We start from the raw sequence: 22949 nt of genomic DNA, 5'->3' as shown, positions 1-22949 counted from the left end.
TCAGCAGGAAGGGACAGGACCAAGCGATTCGATCCAGGACGCGAAGTCCGCGGACACGACGTCGAAGTCCGCAGGCTCCAGATCGCCCAGACCGGAGGAGAACACGGCGGAGTCCCGGTCATCGGCACGCAGGAGAAACCCGCGGCCACCACTGTCATCGCCGACGAGGAGGAATCCTGGTGCATACCGCGCGACTTCGTAAGTGGCGTTGCGTTCACCGATGTCCCCTGCCGAGTACACCGCGACACCGGACTCTGCGTGAAAGCCGTCCCTCACACTCCACAGTGCCACCAGCGGAGCCGGAAGGCTCATCGCCGTCTCGGCCCGCGCCCGCATCACATCGTCCGGCGTTGCCGCCGCCGGCCTCGAAACCGACCCCGCCATCCTCCACCCCTCCCAACAGACTCCGGCCGCCCTGGCAGGCGGCGGCACAGCCACTCCCACCAGGACCGCTCCCAAAGCAAACCACTGCAACCGGCCGACGGCGGCCCCAACATGATCACGATCTACGGCTGAAGTACTACGGAGAACGCACGCTGGACACGTCCCCGCCGTCACATGTGTCACTGCGGGCCATGATGGCGGCGAGCCGGGCAGACCACTCGCGTTCGGCGATGACGAGGCCGCCCTCCAACGTCTCGACGAGCACCGTCCGGCTCACCGACACCACCGTCGGCTCACGCCGGGCCTCGGTGCCCCAGGCGGGACCGCCTCCATCGCGTACCCGACAGGCGAGGTGCACCCGGTCCCCGTCAGGGAACGCGAACGCTGTCACCTCGTCGGTGCACTCCCCCCACTCCAGGAACACACACCGTGCGAGTGCCGCCTCGGCCCCAGGTGCGGCCCCGATACTGGCGTCGTCGTACATCCAGCTCTCGGCAATGCGGAAGGACTCAGACGGCGAGGTGAACCCCATCGGCGGCACAGCCGGCGTGCGGAAGCGGCTGAGCTCGTCCTTGAGCTTCTTGACCAGCAGCGGCGGATAGAACGCGTTGTCCCACGTGTTCACATGGAGCCCGCCGACGAAGACGTCGACGCACAGCAGCCCCGGGTCCTGTTCGACGTGGAACTCCAAACCGAATCCGGTCCGCGACCCGAACAACATGGCGACCTCCTCAGCCCTGGCGCGACACCCATCAGCCAGCCGCGTTCCTAACCTCTCAGGTCAATACACCTAGCCGCGGCGGCGGGCCTCGTGGACGACGCCGCGGCGTTCGTACTCCAGCACCATCTCGACATTCATCGACATCTGCGTGCCATACGCGCGTTGGACGAGCCACAAGGCCAGTTCCAGGCCGCTCGTGACGCCGGCTGAGGTGACCAGGTCACCGTCGTCGACCACGCGTGGCCCCAGCATGCCTCCGCCGGGCCCGTTGACGACCTTGCCGCCCTGCTCAGCCAACTGTTTCTTGCTGCTGTGATGCGTGGTGCACGGCCGACCCCGGACCAGACCCGCCGCACCCAGCAGCAGCGCGCCGGTACACACCGACGCCATGGTCAGCCCCCGTCTGCGGGCCGTGCGCAACGCGGTCGGGATCACTCCGCGCTTGATCTCCGCCGCCACGCCGGGCTTGCCGGCGTCCCGAACGTCGCCGCCCGGCACCAGGATCACGTCCGCTTCCCCAGGCATCCAGTCGGCGCCTACATCGATCCGCGTGCCGCAACTGGCCGTCACCCTACGCGGCCCTTCGACGGTGACCAACCTCGTCTCGATGGGCGCGCCGAACTTGCCGGCGATGTCGAGGGTTTCCAGCGGCGCGGCGAAGTCCAGTTCCTCGACGCCGTCGAACAACACGATGTGCACGCGTTGCCGCGCACCGACGGGCGAGTCCGCCGTGGCGGCAGCAGCCACGGTATCCGGTAGGGCGGCCGCGGTGATCGCGGCGGTCATACCCATCAAGAGGTTTCTGCGTTCCATGGCCCAAGTGTCGAGATTGACGGGATGACCGGACCAGGGCCGGGCGTGCCGTGTTGCGATACGTTCTGGCCATGCACACGGTGGCGGTACTGGCCTTCGACGGGGTCGTCGCGTTCGATCTGGCGGTGCCGTGTCAGGCGTTCTCCGCGGCATGGCGTTCTGACGGAACGCCTCGGTATGCGGTCCGGGTCTGCGGTGATCAGGACGTCACCGCCACCGCTGTCGGCGTCCCGAGCTTCCAGGTGCGCTGCGACTTCCCGCTCGACGCGGCCGCCGACGCCGACACGATCGTGGTGCCGGGCGTAGCCCGGCACTCCCAGCCGCCGGAACCACGGGTGCTGGAGCTGCTGCGCACGGCCGCGGGGAACGGCGCACGGATCGCGTCGATCTGCACGGGCGCCTTCGTCCTCGCCGCCGCCGGGCTGTTGGACGGACTCCGGGCCACCACCCACTGGCGTGCCGCCCAGGATCTCGCCCGGTCCTACCCGCGTGTCACGGTGGACCCAGCGGTCCTGTTCGTCGACAACGGGCAGGTGCTGACCTCCGCGGGGGCCGCCGCGGGACTCGATCTGTGCCTGCACATGATCCGCACCGATCACGGTGCCGCGGCGGCCGCCGATGCCGCACGTACCGTGGTGATGCCGCCGCAGCGCGACGGCGAGCAGGCCCAGATCATCCGGCACCCCGCTCCCCGAAGCGACGGCCCGATCCTCCGATCGACCTTGCAGTGGATGCACGAGAACCTGCATCTGCCTCTGACGTTGGGCGACATCGCCCGGCATGCGCACTTGAGCGTACGCAGCCTCAACCGGCAGTTCCGGGCACAGACGGGCACCACTCCGCGGAAATGGCTGCTGACCGCGCGACTGGACCATGCCCGGGAACTGCTGGAGACCACTGATCTCCCAGTCGAGCGGATCGCCGCCCTGGCCGGCTTCGGCTCACCCGTGACGCTGCGCTCGCACTTCGCCTCCCGCATCGGCCCCAGTCCCAGCGCGTACCGCGCCACGTTCAAACTCCAGAAGCAGGTCAGGCCATGAATTCAGGAACGTCGGGGGCTTCCGCCTCGTAGTGCGTAGTGCGCACGGGCGGACGGCGGGAACCGCGCCGTGCCGTTGTGGAACGGCACCGGCACCTCCGGCTGCTGTTCTCGCAACTGTTGAGCCGGCCATACGTCGCGCTCTGGCCCTTGTTCTCGGAGGTCCTCGCGGCTGGAGCTTCCGAGCAGATGGTCTTCTCCGATCCCGAACGAGCAGGCCGCACTGAAGTGCGTCTACATGGCGGTCATGGGCCTGGACCCCACCGGCAAGGGGCGCAAACGATGGGCCAGCGGCTCCTCACTCTTCTTTTGGACTCTTATGCAACAGAATCCGGATAAACTATGACTCTTTTTCCTGCTGAAAACCAACAGCGTCTTCTGGTGGCACACGGGCTCGACAGGAGGTTCGGTGCCCTATGGGTCAGCATTGCGGACGGTCACGAGGTGGCCCGGGGTCTGCACTTCCCGGCGGGGACGATAGAGACGTGCGACTTTCAGACCGCTATGAGGACATACGATCCTGCGGGCTCTGCGCAGCGGGTCTGGATCACGTCGCATGCACCCGGCTGGTCCCATGTCCTTATCCTCAGTGGCGGGCAGGCGTCGTCCGCCGAGGAGCTCAGCCGCCATGACCGGCGCGTGTTTGAAATTTCATACGTCGGCGGGATCGAGGACCTTGACGAGCCGATCCACACCTACGACGGCGAGTACAGAAGCGTCTTCGACGAGGCCGAGCATGAAGCCCATTGGACAGATCTGCCAAACGACAACACGATGCCGGTACCAGAAGCGCTGGACCAGTTTCTGATCATCATAGGAAGAATCACAGGGCGTTTCCTCGACCAGGATTGGGTTTCATCGGAGGGGCTGCTGTGTGTCATGCCTTGATGCTGGCGTAATGCCTTGTGCGGACTGATACAAGTGGGGCGATCGCACTGAGAGGAATCGGTCAACCCAGGCAGGTCGAATCGCAATGAAATGAGCACCCTCGGCAAGATCGCAATGTCCTTCCGGCGGCCCCGGTCCGCTCCAGCCGGGTGCCCGCCCACATCGACCGCGTCGGTGGACGGCCCGTTCGCGCTACCCCGGAACTCGACCCTGTGCCTGCCGAAAACACATCCAGGCACGTCAAGCAGGAATTGCATCGCTTCCGAAGCGACAACAGGTCATCCTGGCGATCAGCCGCGCATCGTCCACCGATGACTGCTCGGCGGTTGCTCGCGTGTATGCGATACAGCGCGGCATGCGTCGACACAGGCCGACACGACGATGGGGAGAATTCCGGCAACGGCGGTACAGGACAACACTTGACGGCACTGAGCGGCACTGATCGAGCTGACTCATAATCCGCAGGTCGCAGGTTCGATTCCGTCCATCCGTGACGTCCCCATCCGGGCCGTCCTGGCCGACGCGCTGACCGAGCACATCGACCGGCACAGTCCCGAGGACGCGCTGTTCCGGACGGCGCGCGGCAACCTGATCCGGCGCGACCACTTCAACGTCGACATCCTCGGACCCGCGATCCTCGCGGCCGGGGTGCCGGTGGACATGACGTTCCACGATCTGCGGCGCACCTTCGCCAGTACGGCCCTCGCCGAGAGGGTGCCCATCTCCGAGGTGTCCCGGTGGCCGGGCCACGGGTCCGTCACCACGACCGTGGACCTGTACGGGCATCTGGTCCCGGAGGCGTCCGAGCGGGCACGGACGGCGCTGGACAACGCCTTCGCCACCGGACCTCAACTCACCTGAATGTGCCCTCTCAGGGTCTCCAGCTCCATGAGCAAGAGCTCCGCCGCAGGTCAGGGGCGGGGAGGGCGGACGAGTCGGCCTGTAGGCCGGGTTCTGTCCTTCACTGACGTGAAGGGGCGACCATCCATCTAGGGCCGCCGTTGCCGGCGGCCTCAAGCGGTCTACCCGCACGACTCGGGCGGGCAGCCCTCGAACGTCGTGCGCGGGACGCTCCGGGGAGCGTCCCTTCTTGACCTTGCTCCAGGTGGGGTTTACCGAGCCGCCCACGTCACCGTGGGCGCTGGTGGTCTCTTACACCACCGTTTCACCCTTACCTCCCTCACGGGAGGCGGTCTGTTCTCTGTGGCACTGTCCCGCGGGTCACCCCGGGTCGGCGTTACCGACCACCCTGCCCTGTGGAGCCCGGACCTTCCTCGGCGGGTCTCCGAAGAGACCCGACGCGGCCGCCCGGCCGGCTCGTCCGCCGTGCGTCCCAGCCTAATGGCTCCCCAAGTGGTCTCCAACCGAGCGGCAAGTCGCCTCCGGTGGAATCAGGGTGCCGTCTCAGCCAGGTGCGAGGTGTCGTTGAACACCTTGACCACCGCCGGGCCGTCGGCGTAGTACTCGATCAGGGACAGGGCTGCCAGATCGAGATGCATGCGGTACAGCGCGGCGAGGGGAGCGAGCAGCGCGGACCGGAGCAGCATCTTGATCGGCGTGACGTGGGAGACGGCGAGGACCGTCCTGCCCTCGTAGCGCTCGACCAGCCGGTCTCCGGTCGCCTGGACCCGCCGCGCCGCCTCCCCGAAACTCTCCCCACCCGGCGGCGCGGCGGACGGGTCCGCCAGCCACGCGGCGAGCAGGTCCGGCCACCGGCGCTGGATCTCGGTGAAGGTGTGGCCCTCCCAGTCGCCGAAGTCGACCTCCCTGAGCCCCTCGTCGACGACCACCTCCAGCCCGAGCCGGGCGGCGACGGTCTCGGCGGTGGCGCGGGCGCGCCTGAGCGGCGAGCTGACGACCACCTGCACGCCGTACGGCCCGCGCGACAGCCTGGCGGCGGCGGCTTCGGCCTGGGCGACGCCGTTGGGGGTGAGCTCCGGATCGCCGAGCCCGGAGAACCTGCGCTCGACCGAGAGCGGCGTCTCGCCGTGCCGGAGCAGGAGCAGCGAGGTCGCCACGGTCGTGGGCGCGCGCCAGCCGCTGCCGACGGTGGTGGTGGCCGCCACGACCTGCTGCCCCGATGAGACGTCATCGGAGTCGAGGAGGTCGAGGAGGGAGTCCTGCGCGGCCGGCGCGGCGGCGGGAGAGCCGGCCCCGCGGGACGGGGCTCCGCCCGCGGTGGAGCCGGCGACCGAGGATCCGCTGAGCTGCCAGGGGCGGCCCTTGGCGGCGGCGTCCATGGCCTCGTTGGCCAGCCGGTCGGCGTCCTTGTTCTTCTCCCTGGGGATCCACTGCCAGGTGACCCGCAGGCGCCGGGCCAGGGCACCCGCCTCCAGCGCGAGCGGGCGCAGCCCCTCGTTCTTGATCTTCCAGCGGCCGGCCATCTGCTCGATGACCAGTTTGGAGTCCATCCGGACCTCGACGGCGGCGCCGTCGCCCGCGAGGGCGAGAAGCGACTGCAGGCCCGCGATCAGGCCGCGGTATTCGGCGACGTTGTTGGTCTGGGTGCCGATCGCCTCGGCGGTCTCGACCAGCACCTGGCCGTCGGCTGCGTCCTTGACGACGGCGCCGTAACCGGCGGGGCCGGGGTTGCCCCGGGACCCGCCGTCGGCCTCGACGACGTAGGCGGTCACAGCCCCGACTCTGCGGTGCGGACCAGGATGCGGCGGCATTCCTCGCAGCGGATGACCTCGTCGTGCGAGGCGGCCTTGATGCGGTTGATCTCGGCGATGGACAGGCTCGTGCGGCAGCCGAGGCAGCGGGCGCCCTGCAGCATCGCGGCGCCCACTCCGAACTGCTCGCGGAGCTTCTCGTAGAGGGCCAGCAGGTCGGCGGGGATGTCGGCGGCGACGCCCGAGCGCTTGCCCTTGACCTCGGCGCTCTCCTTGTCGATCTCGGCGAAGGCGGCGTCCCTGCGGTCCTCGGCGACGCCGCGGACGGCGGCGAGCTCGTCGCGCTCAGCGACGATCTTGGCGACCTGCGCGTCGGCCGACTCGCGGCGCTCCATGATCTCCAGCACGACCTCTTCCAGGTCGCCCTGGCGGCGGTTCAGGGAGGCGATCTCGGACTGGAGGCTGGCCAGGTCCTTCGGCGAGGACACCTGGCCGGAGTCGAGGCGCTTCTGGTCGCGCTCGGCGCGGATGCGGACCGAGTCGACGTCCGCCTCGGCCTTGGACTGCTCGCGGGCCAGGTCGCCCGCCTCGGTCTCGGCGGCGATCACCTGGGTCGCGAGCCTCGCCACGCGGGTGGAGACCTCGTCGATCTCGGCCAGCTCGGGCAGGGTGCGGCGGCGGTGGGCCAGCCGGTCGATGACGGAGTCGAGTTCGGCCAGGTCGAGCAGACGCTTCTGGGCCGCCGGGGCTGCTTTCACTTCAAATCCTCGCACTCTGCTGTTGTCTTCCAAGCGTCCGTGACCGTCTCGGATACGCGCGTCTCAACAGTAATCCCCTTCCCGGCCAATCCGGACTCCAGACGGCGTGCCGCCTCGGCCAGCCAGGGCCACTCGGTGGCCCAGTGGGCGGCGTCGATCAACGCCGGTCCGCCGGAGGCCTCCATGAACTCGGACGCCGGATGGTGGCGCAGGTCCGCGGTGAGGAAGACGTCCACCCCGGCGGCGCGGGCCGTGCCGAGGAGGGAGTCTCCCGATCCCCCGCTCACCGCCACCAGCCGGATCTCGCGGTCGAGGTCACCGGCGACCCGCAGCCCGCCCGCCGTACCGGGGAGCCCGCGCGCGGCCTGCCGGGCGAACTCGCGCAGCGACAGCGGGGCGGGCAGCGAGCCGACCCGGCCGAGCCCGCGCCGCGGGCCGTCGGCCGAGGGCAGCAGGGGCGTGAGCGGACCGGCCAGGCCCACGGCGCGGGCGAGCGCGTCGGAGACGCCGGGGTCGGCGACGTCGGCGTTGGTGTGGGCGGTGAAGAGGCCGATGTCGTTCTTGATCAGCGTGTGGACCAGACGGCCCTTGAAGGTGGTGGCCGCGACACTCGTGGTGCCGCGCAGGTAGAGCGGGTGATGGGTGACGATCAGGTCGGCGCCCCACTCGACGGCCTCGTCGGCGACGGCGGCCACCGGGTCCACCGCGAACAGGACTCTGCGCACCTCCGAGGAGGGGTCTCCGCAGACGAGCCCGACGGCGTCCCACGACTCCGCCCATCGGGGGTCGTAGGTCGATTCGAGCTCTCGGACGACGTCGGCGAGGGTAGGCACGTGCGCAGACTACCGGCCTATGTCCGGACGGAGGCGAATCGCTTAATGTAAGTGGATCCCGACCTCCGGAGGGCTGGTCTGTGAGTCCGACTGTCGCGATCATCGGTGCCGGTTTCGGCGGGCTGTGCATGGCCATACAGCTGGAGCGGGCGGGGATCGGCTCCTACACGATTTTCGAGAAGGGGCCCGGCGTCGGGGGCACCTGGCGGGACAACACCTATCCGGGGGCCGGCTGCGACATCCCCTCGCACCTGTACTCCTTCTCCTTCGAGAGATACTCCAGCTGGACCCGCCGCTATCCCGGACAGCCGGAGATCCTCGCCTACCTGGAGATGTGCGCCGACAAGTACGGCCTGCGCCCGCGGATCCGGCTGGACACCGAGGTCACGGCCGCCACGTTCGACGAGTCGCTGGGCAGGTGGCGGGTGCGCACCGCGGCCGGCGAGCAGCTCTTCGACGTGGTGGTGTCCGGGGTGGGGCAGCTCAACCGCCCCCGGCTGCCCGACATCCCAGGAATGCCGGACTTCGCGGGCGCGGCCTTCCACTCCGCCCGCTGGGACCACTCGCAGGACCTGACCGGCAGGCGGGTGGCGGTGATCGGGAACGGGTCGTCGGCGGCGCAGCTCATCCCCCGGGTGGCCGAGGTCGCCGGGCGGGTGGACGTCTTCCAGCGCACCCCCAACTGGGTCATCCCCAAGCCGGACGCCGTCTTCGGCGAGGGCGTCCGGACGGCCTTCCGCCACGTGCCGTTCCTGCAGCGGGGCTACCGCGAGTGGGTCTACCGATACGCCGAGGGCGCCCTCCACCCGGCCCTGGCCGGCGGGTGGAGCGCGGGGATGCTGCGCAGACGCGCCCTGGCCCATCTGCACGGCCAGGTCCAAGATCCGTTGCTGCGGGCCAAGCTGACCCCCGGCTACCCGCCCGGCTGCAGGCGGGTCATCATCGACAGCGACTTCTATCCCGCGCTGACCCGCTCCAACGTGGATCTCGTCACCGAACCGATCACCCGGATCACCGCGGCGGGCGTCGAGACCACCGCCGGCCTCCGCGAGGCCGATGTGATCGTCTACGCCACCGGCTTCCACAGCACCGACTTCCTGGCCCCCATCGAGATCACCGGCCGTCAGGGGCGCCGTCTCGGCGAGGAGTGGAAGGACGGGGCGGAGGCCTACCTCGGCATCGCGGTGCCGCACTTCCCGAACCTGTTCCTGCTCTACGGGCCCAACACCAACCTCGGTCACAACTCGATCGTCTTCATGATCGAATGCCAGGTCGGATACGTCATGGGCTGCCTGCCGCACCTCGCGCGGAGAGGACCGATGGAGGTCAGGCCGGAGGCGATGGACGCCTGGCGGCGGAGCCTGGAGCAAGCGATGGACACCATGGTGTGGGGGGCGGGCTGCACGAGCTGGTACAAGAACTCGGCGGGCCGGGTGACCAACAACTGGCCGGCCCCGACGACCGTCTACCGGCGGATCACCAGGGCGCCCCGTCCGGCGGCCTTCCGCTTCGCGCGCTGACCCGCCGGACCCGCGCGCCGGCCCGCTCCGCCCGCCCCACCCGCTCCGCCCGCTCCGCCGGGTGTCCGGGCGACCTGGCGACCTGGCGACCTGAGGCTACGCGTGCCGTCCCGTCCGCCGGCCGGCGGCCTCACAGAGCGCCCCGTCCAGGCGCCGGGCGCGGACTCTCGATAGCGTCGGCGGTGACGAGAGCCACCTGCGAAGAAGGGCCTGCCCGTGTCCGCTGACCTCCACCGTGACGCCGTGGTCGCCGATACCCACAACGACCTGTTGATGGCCGTCACGGCACGGCCTCCGCGACAGTGGGCCTCCTTCTTCCGCGAGCGCTGGCTGCCCCAGCTCCGCGAGGGCGGGGTGGACCTGCAGGTGCTGCCGGTCTTCATCGACGACCAGTACCGGCCGGAGGGGGCGCTCAGGCAGACCCTGCGCATGATCGAGTGCGCGCACACCCTGGCCGAGGGCAACCAGGACGCGGTACGGCTCTGCACCGACGGCACCCAGATCGACGGGGCGCTCGGCGAGGGGAGGATCGCCCTGGTATTGGCGCTGGAGAGCGCTCCCGGCCTGGACGCCGACGTGGAGCTGCTGCCCACCCTGCACCGGCTGGGCGTGCGGGTCGCCTCGATCGCGCACTGGGGCCGTACGGCCCTCGCCGACGGCAGCGGCGAGGACGCCACCGGCAGCAGGCTCACCACGGCGGGAGTGGAGGTGGTCCGGGAGATGGAACGCCTCGGCATGATCTTCGATGTCTCCCACCTGAGCGCCTCCGGGGTGGAGCACGTGCTGGAGCTGGCCACCCGCCCGGTGATGGCGACCCACTCCTCGGCCCGCGCCCTGCGCGAGCACCACCGCAACCTCACCGACGACCAGATCCGCGCCGTCGCCGCGACCGGTGGCGTGGTGTGCGTCAACTTCCTGGCGGCCTTCCTCGCCGACGACCCGGCCGACTACACCGTGGACCGCCTGGTGGACCACATCGAGCACGTCGTGAGCGTCGGCGGGATCGACCACGTCGGGCTCGGCCCCGACTTCATGCGCGAGGTCATGAACGACGTCACGCCGCCGTGCTGCGAGGGGTTCAGCTACAGCGGCGTCGACCCGCTGGCCGCCGTCCCCGGGCTGGCCGGCCCCAGCGGGCTGCCGCTGGTCACCGACGCCCTGCTCAAGCACGGCTTCGCCGACGAGGAGATCGTCAAGATCATCGGTGGCAACGTCCTGCGGCTGTTCCGCGCCGAGCTGGGGAGACCGGCGTGAACCTCGACCTGATGCTTGAGGACCTGGCGGAGCTCGTCGTCTGCGAGTCCTTCTCCGCCGACCACGAGGCGGTGGCCCGCAGCGCCCGGGTGGTCGCCGACCTGGGGTCCAGGAGGCTCGGCGCGCACCCGGAGACGATCGTGATCGACGGGGTCACCCACCTGCGGTGGAGCTTCGGCACGCCCCGGGTCCTGCTGGTCGGCCACCACGACACGGTCTGGCCGGTCGGGACGCTGGCCGAGCACCCCTGGTCGCTCGTGGACGGGATCGCCCGCGGGCCGGGGGTCTTCGACATGAAGGCCGGGCTGGTGCAGGCCTTCCACGCGCTGGCCGCGCTGCCGTCGCCGGACGGGGTGTGCGTGCTGGTCACCGGGGACGAGGAGGTCGGCTCGCCGACCTCGCGCGCGCTGATCGAGGAGTCGGCGCGCGGTTGCGCGGCCGCGTTCGTGCTGGAGGCCAGCGCCGACGGCGGGGCCCTCAAGACCGCGCGCAAGGGCACCTCCAACTACCGGGTCACCGTGCACGGCAGGGCCGCGCACGCGGGACTGGAGCCGGAGAAGGGGGCCAACGCCGCGGTCGAGCTGGCCCACCAGATCCTCGCGCTCAGCTCGATCGCCGCGTCGGTGGACGGCGGGCCGGCGCCGGGCCGGCCGGGCGGCCTGGGTCCGGCCACGGTGACGCCGACCGTGCTGTCGGGGGGCACCACCGTCAACACCGTGCCCGCGCTCGCCGGCGTGGAGGTGGACGTGCGCGTGCCCACCGTCGCGGCACAGGAGCGGGTGGACGAGCTGGTGCGGGCGCTGGTCCCCCGGGTCCCGGGGACCCGGCTGGAGGTGAGCGGGGGCCCGAACCGGCCGCCGCTGGAGGAGACCTCCTCGGCGCGCCTGTTCGAGCTGGCCCGCCGGATCGCGAAGGATCTGGGCATGGGAGCGGTGCGGGGGGTGGCCGTGGGCGGCGCCTCCGACGGGAACTTCACCGCCGGGGCCGGCTGCCCGACGCTCGACGGGCTGGGCGCGGTGGGAGGCGGCGCGCACGCCGCGCACGAGCACGTGGTCGTCGCGGAGATGCCCGGCCGGGCGAGGCTGCTGGCCGGGCTGATCTCGGCGGTGCTGGCGGGAGAGCTCGCGGCACCGGCGGCGGAGGCTCCGGCCCCCGGGCAGACCTCCGTGGCGCTGGGAGACGGCCCGGCGCCCTCAGGAGACGGCTCCGCACCCCGGAGAGACGGCCCGGCACCTCAGAAAGACCACTCCGCACCCCGGAGAGACGACTCGACATCCCAGGAAGACCACTCCGCAGCCCGGGAAGACCACTCCGCGCCCTCGGGAAGGGGCGGCGGGTGACGGACCGTCCGGCGGGCTCCCCGCGGAGCGACGAGCACGCCGAGGCGGCGGCGGAGGCCGCGGGGGTGCGCATCGTCGAGCTGTCGGAGCTGTCCGGCTTCGAGGAGGTCCACCGGCTGTTCGACGACATCTGGCACCCCGGGCTCGGCGATCCGCCGATCTCCGTGGAGATGATGCGGGCGCTGTCCCACGCGGGCAACTACGTGGCCGGGGCCTACCAGGGCGGCCGGATGGTCGGGGCCTCGGTGGCGTTCTTCGGGGCGCCGCCCGGGCAGGTGCTGCACTCCCATGTCACCGGCGCCTCCGTCGGGCGCGGGATCGGGTTCGCCCTCAAGCTGCACCAGCGCGCCTGGGCCCTCGACCGGGGCCTGGACCGGATCACCTGGACCTACGACCCGCTGGTGCGGCGCAACGCCCATTTCAACATGGTCAAGCTCGGCGCCCGCCCCGAGGAATACCTGCCGTCCTTCTACGGCGTCATGGAGGACGCGATCAACACCGGTGACGAGTCGGACCGGGTGCTCGCCGTCTGGCGGCTGTCCGAGCCGCGGGTGTCGGCGGCCGTCCGGGGCGAGCCGTACCGGCCGCAGGTCCCGCCGGACGCGGTGACCGCCCTGGCCGAGCGCGACGGCCGCCCGGTCGCCGGGCGCGGCGACGCCCGGGTGGCGCTGGTCGCGGTCCCCTCCGACATCGAGACGCTGCGCCGCGCCGATCCGGGTGCGGCGCTGGCGTGGCGCCACGCCGTACGTGACGTGCTGGGCGGGTTGATGAGGGAAGGGGCCCGGGTGACCGGGTTCACCGGCGAGGGCCACTACATCGTGGAACGGTGAGCCCGGCCGGAGGGAGCGGGGGCGGGCAACGGCCCCCGGCAGGCGAGGGACCCACCGAGAAGGAGAGAACATGAAGATCACTGGAATCGAACTGCGGCGGATCGGGATGCCGCTGGTCGCGCCGTTCCGCACCTCGTTCGGCACCGAGACCGAACGCGACGTGCTGCTGGTGCGGGTCGTCACCCCCGACGCCGAGGGCTGGGGCGAGTGCGTGGCCATGTCCGACCCCCTCTACTCCCCCGAGTACGTGGACGGTGCCGCCGACGTCCTGCGCCGCTTCCTCATCCCCGCCCTGCCCGCCCACGCCGACGTCCACGGCGTGGGCCGGGCCCTCGAACCGTTCAAGGGGCACCGGATGGCCAAGGCCGCCCTGGAGAGCGCCGTCCTGGACGCCCAGCTCCGGGCTGGCGGGCAGTCCCTCGCCTCCTTCCTGGGAGCGTCCAAGGACCGGGTGCCGTGCGGAGTGTCGGTGGGCATCATGAACTCCGTCCCGGAGCTCCTGGACGCCGTCGGCGGCTATCTCGCGGAGGGCTACGTCCGGATCAAACTGAAGATCGAGCCCGGCTGGGACGTCGCCCCCGTCCGTGCCGTGCGTGAGCGCTTCGGCGACGACCTGCTGCTCCAGGTCGACGCCAACGCCGCCTACACCCTCACCGACGCCCCCCACCTGGCCAAGCTCGACGACTTCGGCCTGCTGCTCATCGAGCAGCCGCTGGCCAACGACGACATGGTCCAGCACGCCCGGCTCGCCGAGCGGCTGAAGACCCCGATCTGCCTGGACGAGTCCATCGAGTCGGCCGAGCACGCCGCCGCCGCGATCACCCTGGGCTCCTGCTCCATCATCAACGTCAAGCCCGGCCGGATCGGCGGCTATCTGGAGGCCCGCCGGATCCACGACCTGGCCCGCGCCCACGGCGTCGCCCTGTGGTGCGGGGGCATGCTGGAGACCGGCGTCGGCCGCGCCGCCAACGTCGCCCTGGCCGCGCTGCCCGGCTTCACCCTGCCCGGCGACACCTCCGCCTCGCGCCGTTACTTCGCCACCGACATCACACCGCCGTTCGAGCTCCGCGACGGCCACCTGGACGTCCCGACCGGCCCCGGCATCGGCGTCGACCCCGTCCAGGACATCCTGGAGGAGGTCACCACCTCCACCGAGTGGATCACCACCTAGTGGCGGCGCCGGACGGCCCGGCCGCTAGCGGGACAGATACTCCTCCCGGACCCTGGTCCGGGAGAGCTTCCCGGTGGGGGTGCGGGGCAGCTCCTCACGGAACTCGATCACCCGGGGGTGCTTGAACCGAGCGATGCGCGGGCCGAGGTGCTCCAGCAGCTCCTGTGGGGAGGGCGGGGCGCCGGGCGCCGGCTGGACGAGCGCGACGACGGTGTGGCCCCATTCCTCGTCGGGCACGCCGATCACCGCGACGTCGGCGACCCCCGGGTGCTCCAGCAGCGCCGCCTCGATCTCGGCGGGGTAGATGTTCACCCCGCCCGAGACGATCAGGTCAGTACGGCGGTCGCACAGGAACAGGAAGCCGTCCTTGTCCATGAACCCGATGTCCCCGGGGGCGTACCACTCCCCCCGCATGCTGGCGGCGGTCTTGGCCGGGTCCTTGCGGTAGGCGAAGCCGCCGAGCCCCGACTTGACGTAGACCATGCCGGGCTCGCCGACCGGGAGTTCCTCGCCCTCCGGGCCGAGGATCCGGGCCTCGAAGCCCGGCGCCGGGCGGCCGACCGTGCCGGGGCGCTCCAGCCAGTCGTGCGGCTTGACGGAGAAGGCGATGGTCGACTCGGTGGAGCCGTAGTACTCGTACAGGACCGGGCCCCACCAGTCCATGATCTGCTTCTTGACCGCCACCGGGCAGGCCGCGGCGGTGTGGACCACCTGCCGGAGCGACGACACGTCATAGGCGCGGCGGACCTCCGCCGGCAGCCGGAGCATCCGGTGGAACATCGTCGGGACCATCATGGCGTTGGTCACCCGGTACCGGTCGATCAGTTCGAGGATCCCGGCCGGCTCGAACCTGGGCGCGATCACCAGGGTGTGGCCCAGGTGCAGCGCGAACATCGTGTGGGCGCAGGGCGCGGAGTGGTACATCGGCGAGGTCACCAGGTGGATCCCGTCGCCCGGCCGCAGGTCGCAGACCTCGCCGAGGAACCAGGTGACGAGCGGGACCGTCGCCTCCGGCTCGGTGCCGGGCAGCGGCCGCTGCACGCCCTTGGGGAACCCGGTGGTGCCCGAGGTGTACCACATGACCGCGCCCGCCGATCTGCCCTCGGGGGCGGTCACCGGCTGCCCCTCGGCCAGGTCGGCGGTGCCGGTGAGCGCCCCTTCCACGGGGCGGGCCGGGCCGGCGACCACGATCTCGGCGTCGCAGTCGGCCAGGATGTAGGCGATCTCGGTGTCCGTCAGGTGCCAGTTGACCGGCACGTAGTACAGTCCGACCTGGCCGGTGGCCATCAGCATGACCACCGCGTCGAGGCCGTTGGGCAGCACGCCGGCGACCACGTCCCCCTCGGCGAGTCCCCGGGCCCGCAGCCCGTGCGAGACCTGGTTGACCCGGGCGAGCAGCTCGCCGTAGGTCGTCACCGCGCCGTCGGTGTCGATCACCGCCCGGCGGTCCGGGTCGGCCTGCGCGATCCGGTAGAAGCCGGGGAGCGCGCTGATGTCGGGCATGGGGTCCCTCCTCGGGCTCAGAGCTCCAGCAGATCGGCCAGACGTGCCCGGTGGATCCGCGGCGGGCCGAGGAGCACCTCGTCGGCCTTGGCCCGCTTGTAGTAGAGGTGCGCGTCGTGCTCCCAGGTGAAACCGATCCCGCCGTGCAGCAGCAGGCTGTCGCGGGCCACCTCGAAGCAGGCCCGGCCCACGTGGGCCTGGGCGAGCGCGGCGGCCAGGGGCAGCTCGCTAGGGGCCTCGTCGGCCGCCCAGGCGGCGTGCCGGACGATCGAGTCGGCCTGCTCCAGCTTGCAGTGCATGTCGGCGAGCCTGTGCTTGACCCCCTGGTAGGAGCCGATGAACCGGCCGAAGGCCACCCGGACCTTGGCGTAGGCCACGATCGCCTCCAGCGAGGCCCGCAGCACGCCGAGCTGCTCGGCGGCCACCGCCACCGCGAACAGGTCGCGGGCCCTGGCCAGCGCCGCCTCCGGGGCGGAGACGGCCTCGCCCTCCCGCAGGTCCACCCGCGCCTGCCTGCGCGTCGGGTCCAGGACGGTCAGCGGGGTGCGGGCGCCGCCCCGGACGGCCCGGACCCGCGTGCCGTCCACCGCGAGGACCACCTCGGCCTCCGCGCCGTTGAGCGCCCGGTCGCCGTCGAGTGCCACGGTCGCGACCGTGGTCCCGGCGGCGATGCCCGGCAGCGTCTCCTTGTCCTCCAGCTCGGTCAGCAGGATCGCGGCGAGGGTGGTGGCCAGGAACGGGCCGGGCAGCAGCGCCGCGCCGGTCTCCTCCAGGACGACGGCGAGCTCGGCGTATCCCGCGCCGGCCCCGCCGTGCTCCTGCGGGACGATGAGGCCGGCGAGCCCGAGCTCGCCGTTGAGACGCCGGTAGACGGCCGGGTCGTAACCGGTCTCCGAGTCGGCGGCCCGGCGGACCTCGGACAGGGGCGAGGCGGCGGCGAGGAAGGAGCGGACCGTGTCGCGCAGCTCCCGCTGCTCCTCGGTGAGGACGAGTTTCACTGCTGGGTTCCCGTCTTCAGGTCCTTGAACGGCACGTTCTTGTCCACCCGCGGCTCGGGCGGCAGGTTCAGCACCCGGTCGCCGATGATGTTGCGCATGATCTCGTTGGTGCCGCCGCCGAGGGACAGCGCGGGGGCGAGCGCGATCGATCCGGCCAGCCGGCCGTCGTCCTCGTAGGCCACGGCCTCCGGGCCGGCCAGCGAGGTGGCCAGGTCGGCCTGGAACATGCTGAGCTCGGCCAGGAGCAGCTTGGCCGCGCTGCCCCGGGCGCCGGGGAAGACGCCCGCCTTGGTCTCCTGGGCGAGCCGCTGGTTGAACAGGGCGAGCGCGCGGGAGCGGATGTAGAGCTCGACGAGCTGGTCCCGCACGAGGGGGTCGCCGGTGTCGGCGGTCCGGCGCAGCGCCTCGAAGGCGGCCGGGTTGTCCTTCTGGCCGCTCATGCCGACGCCGCCGGAGATCGACAGGCGCTCGTGCAGGAGGGTCGTGACCGCGCAGCTCCAGCCGTCGTTGACCTGGCCGACCAGGTTCTCGGCGGGAATGCGCACGTCGTCGAAGAAGATCTCGTTGAAGTGGGCGCGGCCGGTCATGTCCCGCAGCGGCCGGACGGTGACGCCGGGGGCCCGCATGTCCACGATGAACATCGTCAGGCCCCGGTGCTTGGGCACGTCCACGTCGGTGCGGGTGAGCAGCAGGCCGTGGGAGGCGTGCTGGGCCACCGAGGTCCAGACCTTCTGGCCGCTGACCACCCAGCCGTCCTCGGTCTCCGTCGCCCGGGTCTGCAGGGCGGCGACGTCGCTGCCCGCGCCGGGCTCGGAGAACAGCTGGCACCAGATCTCCTCCCCGCGCAGCAGCGGCCGGATGTGGCGGGCCTTCTGCTCGGGGGTGCCGAGGTCGAGCAGGGTCGGCCCGCACATGCCCAGTCCGATGGAGAACAGGTAGGTCGGCAGCGCGAAGTCTCTCGCCTCCTCGGCGAAGACCCGCTCCTCGGCCTGGCTCAGCCCCTGCCCGCCCCACTCCGCGGGCCAGGAGATCCCCGAATAGCCCGCGTCGTGGAGGCCGGCCATGAAGGTCTTCGCCGCGGCGACCCCGTCGGCGCCGGGGCCTCCCCCGGCCCCGGCCTCCGGGGCGTTGGCCGCCAGCCAGCTCCTGGCCCGCCGGCGGTAGTCCGCGAGGCCGGCGTCCTCGGGGCCGGCGTCCTCAAGATCGGTGTTCGCCGGGTCCGTGCCCGCAGCGTCCGCGTCCGCAAGGTTCATGTCCGCTCCAATCAGCGCTCACTTACTCTAACCAGCGCCGGATCAGCAGTACAGAGCAATGCTCTGCAGCGGAAGGTGGGAGGGATATTTGCCCATTCTTGGCCATGAAGCACCAGGAATCGGTAATTAATTCATCCATGTGATCGTCTGATCTCCGGGGGGAGAGATTGGCGTGATCACACGGAACGGCTACTCCGTGCGGGCGCGGCTGACACTCATCGCCGTCACCGTCACCGTCCTGTGCGGCATCCTGGTCACCACCGTCCTGACGCTCGCCCTCTACGACATGGCGGAGTTCTCCCGGACCAACGAGGTGGCCGGATCCGCCCTGGAGGTCGTCAACCTCGCCCGGAGCGGGAGCGCGCGGCCCGCCACCCTGCCGGTGGGGAACACCGAGGGCGTCCAGGTCCTGAACCCGGAGGGCAAGGTCGTCGCCTCGTCCCCGGGCCTGGCCGGCGCCCCCCCGATAGCGGACTTCGCTCCCCCCGACGGGAAGGTGCGGGCCGACCGGCAGCTCTGCGACATCCCCCGGTTCCCCGACAGGTGCATGGTCGTCGTGGCCCTCCGCATCCGCAGGCGGGAGGGCGACTGGCTCATCTACTCCGTCGACGACGCGACCCCCTGGTACGTCCACCCCGGCGTGTTCGCCGCGCTCGTCGGCTCCTCCCTGCTGCTCGTGGCGCTGGCCGGGCTCGGCGCTTACCACATGGTGACCAGGGCGCTGCACCCGGTGAACGACATCAGGAAGCGGCTGGCGGAGATCACCGCGACCGACCTCGGCCGGCGGGTCCCGGTGCCCGAGGGGCACGACGAGATCAGGCAGCTGGCCGAGACGATCAACCAGACCCTCGACCGCCTGGAGGCCGTGGTGGAACGGCAGCGCCGGTTCGTCTCCGACGCCTCCCACGACCTGCGCAGCCCGCTCACCGCCATGCGCGCCCAAGTGGAGGAGGCGCTGCTCTATCCCGACGACACCGACTGGACCGCGAAGGCCACCGCGATGCTCGCCAGTCTCGACCGGCTCCAGGCTCTCGCCTCCGATCTGCTGATGCTCGCCAGGATCGACGCCGGCACGCCCTCCGACAGGGAGCCGGTCGACCTGGGCGAGCTGTGCGGCGACGAGCTGGACCGCCGCAAGCGCGGCGTCACGGTGGTCCGGGAGCTGAAGCCCGGCCTCGTCGTGTCGGGCGACCGGCTCCGGCTGGCGCGGCTGCTGACGAACCTGCTGGACAACGCCGAGCGGCACGCCGCCTCGTGGGTCTCGGTGAGCGCGACGGAGCAGGACGGCACGGCCGTCGTCGAAGTGGTCGACGACGGCGCCGGCATCGCCCCCGAGCACCGGGAGGTGGTCTTCCACCGGTTCACCCGGCTGGACGCCTCGCGCAACAGGGACGCCGGGGGCACCGGGCTGGGGCTGGCCATCGCCAGGGAGATCGCCCAGGCGCACGGCGGACAGCTGACGCTCGAAGACAGCCCGCAAGGCGCACGTTTCGTCCTGCGTATCCCCCTGAACCGCTAGGGTTCCCCTGTGGCACGGGGATTTGGGCGACTACGCCGTGACGATCTACTCCGGACCGCCTGCGATGTCATAGCGGCCCAGGGGTTCGGGCACACCCGGACCGCCGACATCGCGCAGGCCGCCGGGGTCAGCCAGGCGCTGCTGTTCTACCACTTCGAGACCAAGGAGAAGCTGTTCGCCCAGGCCTTCGCCTATGCGGCGGAGCGCGACCTGGAGGCGCTCACCAAGCTGGAGGAGTCGGGCGGCTCCCCGCTGGAACGGCTGCGCGGACTGCTCAGGCTCTACTCCCCCAGCGGCAGGTCCAAGTCGTGGACGCTGTGGATCGACGCCTGGGCCGAGTCGATACGCAATCCCGACCTGGAGGAGATGTCCCGCAGGATCGACCTGCGCTGGAAGCAGGCGCTGCGCGCGATCATCGACGAGGGCGCCGCGGCCGGGGCCTTCACCTGCGCCGACCCCGACGGTTCGACCTGGCGGATCATCTCGCTCGTCGACGGCCTGTCCACCCAGGTGACCGTGCACAAGCGTGTGCTGCCCCGGGCCCGCATGGCCCAGCTCGTCCGTACGGCTACCGCGGCGGAGCTGGGCCTGTCCGTCGACGCGCTGTCCTGAGCAGCCCGCCGGGCAGCACGACCAGGAGCATGGCCAGCGCGATCAGCCCTCCGCCGAGGAAGACGCTCCAGGTGAGCGGCTCGCCGTACAGCACGACGGCCAGGGCGGTCACCCAGAGCGGCTGGGCCGACAGGAGCACGGCGGCGGGCACCGGCGGGACGTGGAGCTGGCCGTAGGAGCGGGCCAGGAAGCCCAGCGCGCAGGCCACGACCGACAGGTGGCCGAGGATCAACCAGTCGCCCGGCGTCCGGGGCAGGGTGAGGCCGTCCGGCACCGCCAGGACGCCCGTCATGAGCGCGATGGTGCCGAGCTGGATCACCGCGACCGCGTAGGCGTCGCGCCGTGCCCCGGCGGAGCTCCCCAGCACCAGCGTGTGCGCCGAGTACAGGACCGCCGACAGCAGGGTGACGGCCAGGGCGGGCGGGGAGACGGCGGCGCCTCCGGCCTCCCGCAGCAGGGTGAAGACCGTCATCGCGGCCAGCGCGAGCGCCACCGCGACCCAGGTGCGCCCCTGGATCCTGGTGCCGAGCAGGACCAGCCCGAGGACCGGGGTGATCACCACGTAGGAGCCGACGGCGAAGCCCGACACCGATGACGGCAGGTCGTGCAGCGCGACGGCCTGGGCGGTCTGGCCCACGCCGAACAGCAGGCCGAGCAGGGCGCCGGTCAGCCAGGTGCCGTCCGACAGCCCCCGCAGGCAGCCCGGACGGGCCGCGACCAGGACGAGCGCGGCGATGCCATACCGCTCGGCGAGCAGGTCGGCCACCGGCATTCGGACGATGAGGTCTTTCATCAGCGGGAAGGCCGACCCCCAGGCCGCGCTGACGGACAACAGAAGTATGGCTCCCAGGAGGGGTCGAGAAGCGAACACCGCTGTCATACCGGAAGGATCGCATCACCGGGAGCTACCGGAAGGTCACGGCGAGGATCGGGAGTGGTCCGAATACAACGCTGAGTCGGTCCGAATACAACGCTGAGGTAAGGACGCCACACCGGCGTGAGGGAGCTCACACCCTCTCGGGGACTTCCGCCGCTATTAGATGCTTCGTACAATTACGCGGCAGGACACCCGATGGGAGTGCAGCGATGACACCCGCTCCGAACACCACCGCGGACAGAGAGAACGACCAGACCGTCACGGAGAGGCGCGCTTACGAGGCCGTCATCGAGCGCCTGTCCAAGGCCTCGGTCGACAAGCACTGGGAGCCCTACGCCGACATCCCCTGGGACGACGAGGACTTCCTCGTCCGCCAGGACGACCCCCGCTGGGAGCTGCCCGGGGTCGACAGGCTCGGTGGGCACCCCTGGTACCGGGCGCAGCCGCCCGAGGTCCGCGCCAGGATCGGCCTGTGGCGGGTGGCGACCGCCATGAAGATCGGCCTGCAGTTCGAGAACCTGCTCAAGCGCGGCCTGCTGAACTACGCCTACCGGCTGCCGAACGGCTCCCCCGAGTTCCGCTACGTCTACCACGAGACCATCGAAGAGGGACATCACGGGATGATGTTCCAGGAGTTCGTCAACCGCACGGGGCTTCCGATCAGGGGCATGCCGGGCCCGCTGAGCCTGCTGGCCCAGATCACCCCCTGGATCCCGCTGATCTCCACCGAGCTGTTCTTCATCTTCGTGCTCGGCGGCGAGGACCCGATCGACCACGTGCAGCGCAAGACCCTCAGGGAGGGCCAGATCCGGCACCCCCTGGAGGAGACCATCATGCGGATCCACATCGCGGAGGAGGCCCGGCACATCTCCTTCGCCCGGCACTACCTGCGCCGCCGGGTCCCGCGGATGCCCCGCTACCGCCGCTTCACGCTGGGGATCGTCTCGCCCGTCGTCCTGGGCGTCATGGCCCGGATCATGCTGTCGCCCCCCGGGTCGATGATCAGGCGGTTCCGGATCCCCGAGCACGTCGTCAAGGAGGTCTACACCGACAGCCCCGAGACGGCCGGGCAGATCCGCGACTCGGTGGCCAAGACCCGGGAGCTCTGCGCCGAGCTGGGCATGACGAACCCCGTCCAGCGCGGGGTCTGGAAGGCGATGGGCATCTGGGCGGCGCCGGCCCGGGAGAGGGCCCGATGAGGACGGCGATCGTGACGGGCGGGGCCTCCGGCATCGGCCGGGCCCTCTGCCGCGAGCTCGGCCGGCGCGGCGCGCACGTCGTGGTCGCGGACCTGGACGGCGCCGGGGCCGAGCGGGTCGCCAAGGAGTGCGGCGGCGTGGGCGCGGCGCTGGACGTCACCGACCCGCAGGCCGTCCAGGACCTGGTGACGGCCGTCAGGGCCGAGCGGGGCCGGCTGGACTTCATGTTCAACAACGCCGGGATCGCGGTCGGCGGCACCACCGACGAGCTCACCCTCGACCACTGGGACCGCACCATCGACGTGAACCTGCGCGGCGTGGTCCACGGCGTCCACGCCGCCTATCCGGTCATGATCCGGCAGGGCCACGGCCACATCGTGAACACCGCGTCCCTGGCCGGCCTGGTCCCCGCCCCGCTGATGGCCCCCTACACGGCGACCAAGCACGCGGTGGTCGGGCTGTCGCTCGCGCTGCGGGCCGAGGCGGCGGCGCACGGCGTGCGGGTGAGCGTGGTCTGCCCGGGCTTCACCGACACTCCGCTGCTCGACCACGCCAACCCCGGCCTGCCGCAGACCGCGACCGGGGCGGGGGCCCGGCGGTCGGCGGTCAGGACCCAGGGCCGGCTCTACTCGGCCGACTCGCTGGCCGTCGACGTCATGAGGGGCCTGGCACGCGACCGGGCGCTCATCGTGGCCCCGGCGTCGGGGCGGATGGCCTGGCGCGGCACGCGGCTCTCGCCCGTGCTCGCCGTCCGCGCCGCCGCGCTCGCCGTCCGGCGTCTGGGCGGCGGCTGACGGGCCGCCCGGCGACGGGCCCCGGACCGGC

Annotated in this window: 22 protein-coding genes and 1 other RNA gene; 12 read left to right on the top strand and 11 right to left on the bottom strand. The window is 71.3% G+C overall.

Annotated elements, in window-relative coordinates; translation table 11 throughout:
• The 3 genes from J2S55_RS28970 to J2S55_RS28960 all read right to left on the bottom strand — a co-directional run bounded on the left by J2S55_RS28970 (position 1) and on the right by J2S55_RS28960 (position 1918).
• A complete protein-coding gene (locus J2S55_RS28970) occupies positions 1–384 on the bottom strand; it encodes an SMI1/KNR4 family protein (RefSeq protein WP_306867438.1) in 384 nt (127 codons plus the stop codon).
• Between the two features lie 136 nt (positions 385–520).
• Positions 521–1105: a hypothetical protein gene (locus tag J2S55_RS28965; protein WP_306867437.1), complete on the bottom strand. Its 585-nt coding sequence runs from the start codon at positions 1103–1105 to the stop codon at positions 521–523.
• Between the two features lie 69 nt (positions 1106–1174).
• Positions 1175–1918 carry a DJ-1/PfpI family protein gene (locus J2S55_RS28960; protein ID WP_306867435.1) on the bottom strand — a complete coding sequence of 248 codons (744 nt, stop codon included), beginning with the start codon at positions 1916–1918 and terminating at the stop codon, positions 1175–1177.
• Between the two features lie 71 nt (positions 1919–1989).
• Between J2S55_RS28960 and J2S55_RS28955 the strand changes: the two genes are divergently transcribed.
• The 3 genes from J2S55_RS28955 (at position 1990) to J2S55_RS28945 (ending at position 4706) form a co-directional block, all read left to right on the top strand.
• Positions 1990–2958 carry a GlxA family transcriptional regulator gene (locus J2S55_RS28955; RefSeq protein ID WP_306867434.1) on the top strand — a complete coding sequence of 323 codons (969 nt, stop codon included), beginning with the start codon at positions 1990–1992 and terminating at the stop codon, positions 2956–2958.
• Positions 2959–3299: 341 nt separating this feature from the next.
• Positions 3300–3845: a hypothetical protein gene (locus J2S55_RS28950; protein WP_306867432.1), complete on the top strand. Its 546-nt coding sequence runs from the start codon at positions 3300–3302 to the stop codon at positions 3843–3845.
• A 438-nt stretch (positions 3846–4283) separates the two neighbouring features.
• Positions 4284–4706 carry a tyrosine-type recombinase/integrase gene (locus tag J2S55_RS28945; protein WP_306875606.1) on the top strand — a complete coding sequence of 141 codons (423 nt, stop codon included), beginning with the start codon at positions 4284–4286 and terminating at the stop codon, positions 4704–4706.
• A gap of 66 nt (positions 4707–4772) precedes the next feature.
• Here J2S55_RS28945 and rnpB read toward each other — a convergent pair.
• The 4 genes from rnpB to J2S55_RS28925 form a co-directional block, all read right to left on the bottom strand.
• Positions 4773–5165, bottom strand: an RNA gene (gene rnpB / locus J2S55_RS28940) — RNase P RNA component class A.
• 71 nt (positions 5166–5236) lie between these two features.
• The gene (locus tag J2S55_RS28935) at positions 5237–6478 is read right to left on the bottom strand and encodes a bifunctional RNase H/acid phosphatase (RefSeq protein WP_306867429.1); all 1242 of its coding nucleotides are present in this window, start codon (positions 6476–6478) and stop codon (positions 5237–5239) included.
• Positions 6475–7215, bottom strand: coding sequence for a zinc ribbon domain-containing protein (locus J2S55_RS28930; RefSeq protein ID WP_306867425.1), 741 nt, complete (start codon positions 7213–7215; stop codon positions 6475–6477). The genes J2S55_RS28935 and J2S55_RS28930 overlap by 4 nt, the downstream gene beginning before the upstream one ends.
• A complete protein-coding gene (locus J2S55_RS28925; RefSeq protein ID WP_306867422.1) occupies positions 7212–8048 on the bottom strand; it encodes a Nif3-like dinuclear metal center hexameric protein in 837 nt (278 codons plus the stop codon). The genes J2S55_RS28930 and J2S55_RS28925 overlap by 4 nt, the downstream gene beginning before the upstream one ends.
• Before the next feature lie 80 nt (positions 8049–8128).
• Between J2S55_RS28925 and J2S55_RS28920 the strand changes: the two genes are divergently transcribed.
• From J2S55_RS28920 to menC, 5 genes are all read left to right on the top strand, one after another.
• Positions 8129–9568, top strand: a complete 1440-nt coding sequence (locus J2S55_RS28920) for a flavin-containing monooxygenase (RefSeq protein ID WP_306867419.1) — start codon at positions 8129–8131, stop codon at positions 9566–9568.
• A 216-nt stretch (positions 9569–9784) separates the two neighbouring features.
• Positions 9785–10822, top strand: coding sequence for a dipeptidase (locus J2S55_RS28915; RefSeq protein ID WP_306867417.1), 1038 nt, complete (start codon positions 9785–9787; stop codon positions 10820–10822).
• Complete coding sequence (locus tag J2S55_RS28910) at positions 10819–12162, top strand: M20 family metallopeptidase (RefSeq protein ID WP_306867414.1); 1344 nt, start codon at positions 10819–10821, stop codon at positions 12160–12162. Before J2S55_RS28915 ends, J2S55_RS28910 begins: the two co-directional genes overlap by 4 nt.
• Positions 12159–12992: a GNAT family N-acetyltransferase gene (locus J2S55_RS28905; RefSeq protein ID WP_306867411.1), complete on the top strand. Its 834-nt coding sequence runs from the start codon at positions 12159–12161 to the stop codon at positions 12990–12992. The genes J2S55_RS28910 and J2S55_RS28905 overlap by 4 nt, the downstream gene beginning before the upstream one ends.
• A 70-nt stretch (positions 12993–13062) precedes the next feature.
• Entirely contained in the window at positions 13063–14163 is a 1101-nt protein-coding gene (menC, locus tag J2S55_RS28900; RefSeq protein WP_306867408.1) for an o-succinylbenzoate synthase, read from the top strand.
• Between the two features lie 24 nt (positions 14164–14187).
• Here menC and J2S55_RS28895 read toward each other — a convergent pair whose 3' ends face one another.
• The 3 genes from J2S55_RS28895 to J2S55_RS28885 are packed head-to-tail and all read right to left on the bottom strand — an operon-like array spanning position 14188 to position 17917.
• The gene (locus J2S55_RS28895) at positions 14188–15666 is read right to left on the bottom strand and encodes an AMP-binding protein (RefSeq protein ID WP_306867404.1); all 1479 of its coding nucleotides are present in this window, start codon (positions 15664–15666) and stop codon (positions 14188–14190) included.
• Between the two features lie 17 nt (positions 15667–15683).
• On the bottom strand, positions 15684–16664 hold the full coding sequence (locus J2S55_RS28890; RefSeq protein WP_306867402.1) for an acyl-CoA dehydrogenase family protein: 981 nt from the start codon (positions 16662–16664) through the stop codon (positions 15684–15686).
• A complete protein-coding gene (locus J2S55_RS28885; protein ID WP_306867398.1) occupies positions 16661–17917 on the bottom strand; it encodes an acyl-CoA dehydrogenase family protein in 1257 nt (418 codons plus the stop codon). The genes J2S55_RS28890 and J2S55_RS28885 overlap by 4 nt, the downstream gene beginning before the upstream one ends.
• A gap of 172 nt (positions 17918–18089) precedes the next feature.
• Here J2S55_RS28885 and J2S55_RS28880 point away from each other — a divergent pair, with 172 nt between their 5' ends.
• Both J2S55_RS28880 and J2S55_RS28875 read left to right on the top strand, forming a co-directional pair.
• Positions 18090–19436: a sensor histidine kinase gene (locus tag J2S55_RS28880; protein WP_306867395.1), complete on the top strand. Its 1347-nt coding sequence runs from the start codon at positions 18090–18092 to the stop codon at positions 19434–19436.
• A 9-nt stretch (positions 19437–19445) separates the two neighbouring features.
• Positions 19446–20048 (top strand): TetR/AcrR family transcriptional regulator, encoded by a 603-nt coding sequence (locus tag J2S55_RS28875; RefSeq protein WP_306867391.1) that lies wholly within the window; start codon positions 19446–19448, stop codon positions 20046–20048.
• Here J2S55_RS28875 and J2S55_RS28870 read toward each other — a convergent pair.
• Positions 20005–20928, bottom strand: a complete 924-nt coding sequence (locus tag J2S55_RS28870) for a DMT family transporter (protein WP_306867388.1) — start codon at positions 20926–20928, stop codon at positions 20005–20007. The genes J2S55_RS28875 and J2S55_RS28870 overlap by 44 nt on opposite strands.
• A 206-nt stretch (positions 20929–21134) precedes the next feature.
• On the opposite strand from J2S55_RS28870, the gene J2S55_RS28865 reads away from it, so the two are divergent.
• Both J2S55_RS28865 and J2S55_RS28860 read left to right on the top strand, forming a co-directional pair.
• Complete coding sequence (locus J2S55_RS28865; protein ID WP_306867385.1) at positions 21135–22124, top strand: AurF N-oxygenase family protein; 990 nt, start codon at positions 21135–21137, stop codon at positions 22122–22124.
• Positions 22121–22918, top strand: a complete 798-nt coding sequence (locus tag J2S55_RS28860; protein ID WP_306867382.1) for an SDR family NAD(P)-dependent oxidoreductase — start codon at positions 22121–22123, stop codon at positions 22916–22918. Before J2S55_RS28865 ends, J2S55_RS28860 begins: the two co-directional genes overlap by 4 nt.
• Positions 22919–22949 lie beyond the last annotated feature (31 nt).

It is taken from the genome of Streptosporangium brasiliense, from assembly GCF_030811595.1.
GTDB classification, from domain to species: domain Bacteria; phylum Actinomycetota; class Actinomycetes; order Streptosporangiales; family Streptosporangiaceae; genus Streptosporangium; species Streptosporangium brasiliense.
The sequence above is the reverse complement of the archived record's forward strand: the minus strand, read 5'-3'. Positions and strand labels throughout refer to the sequence as shown.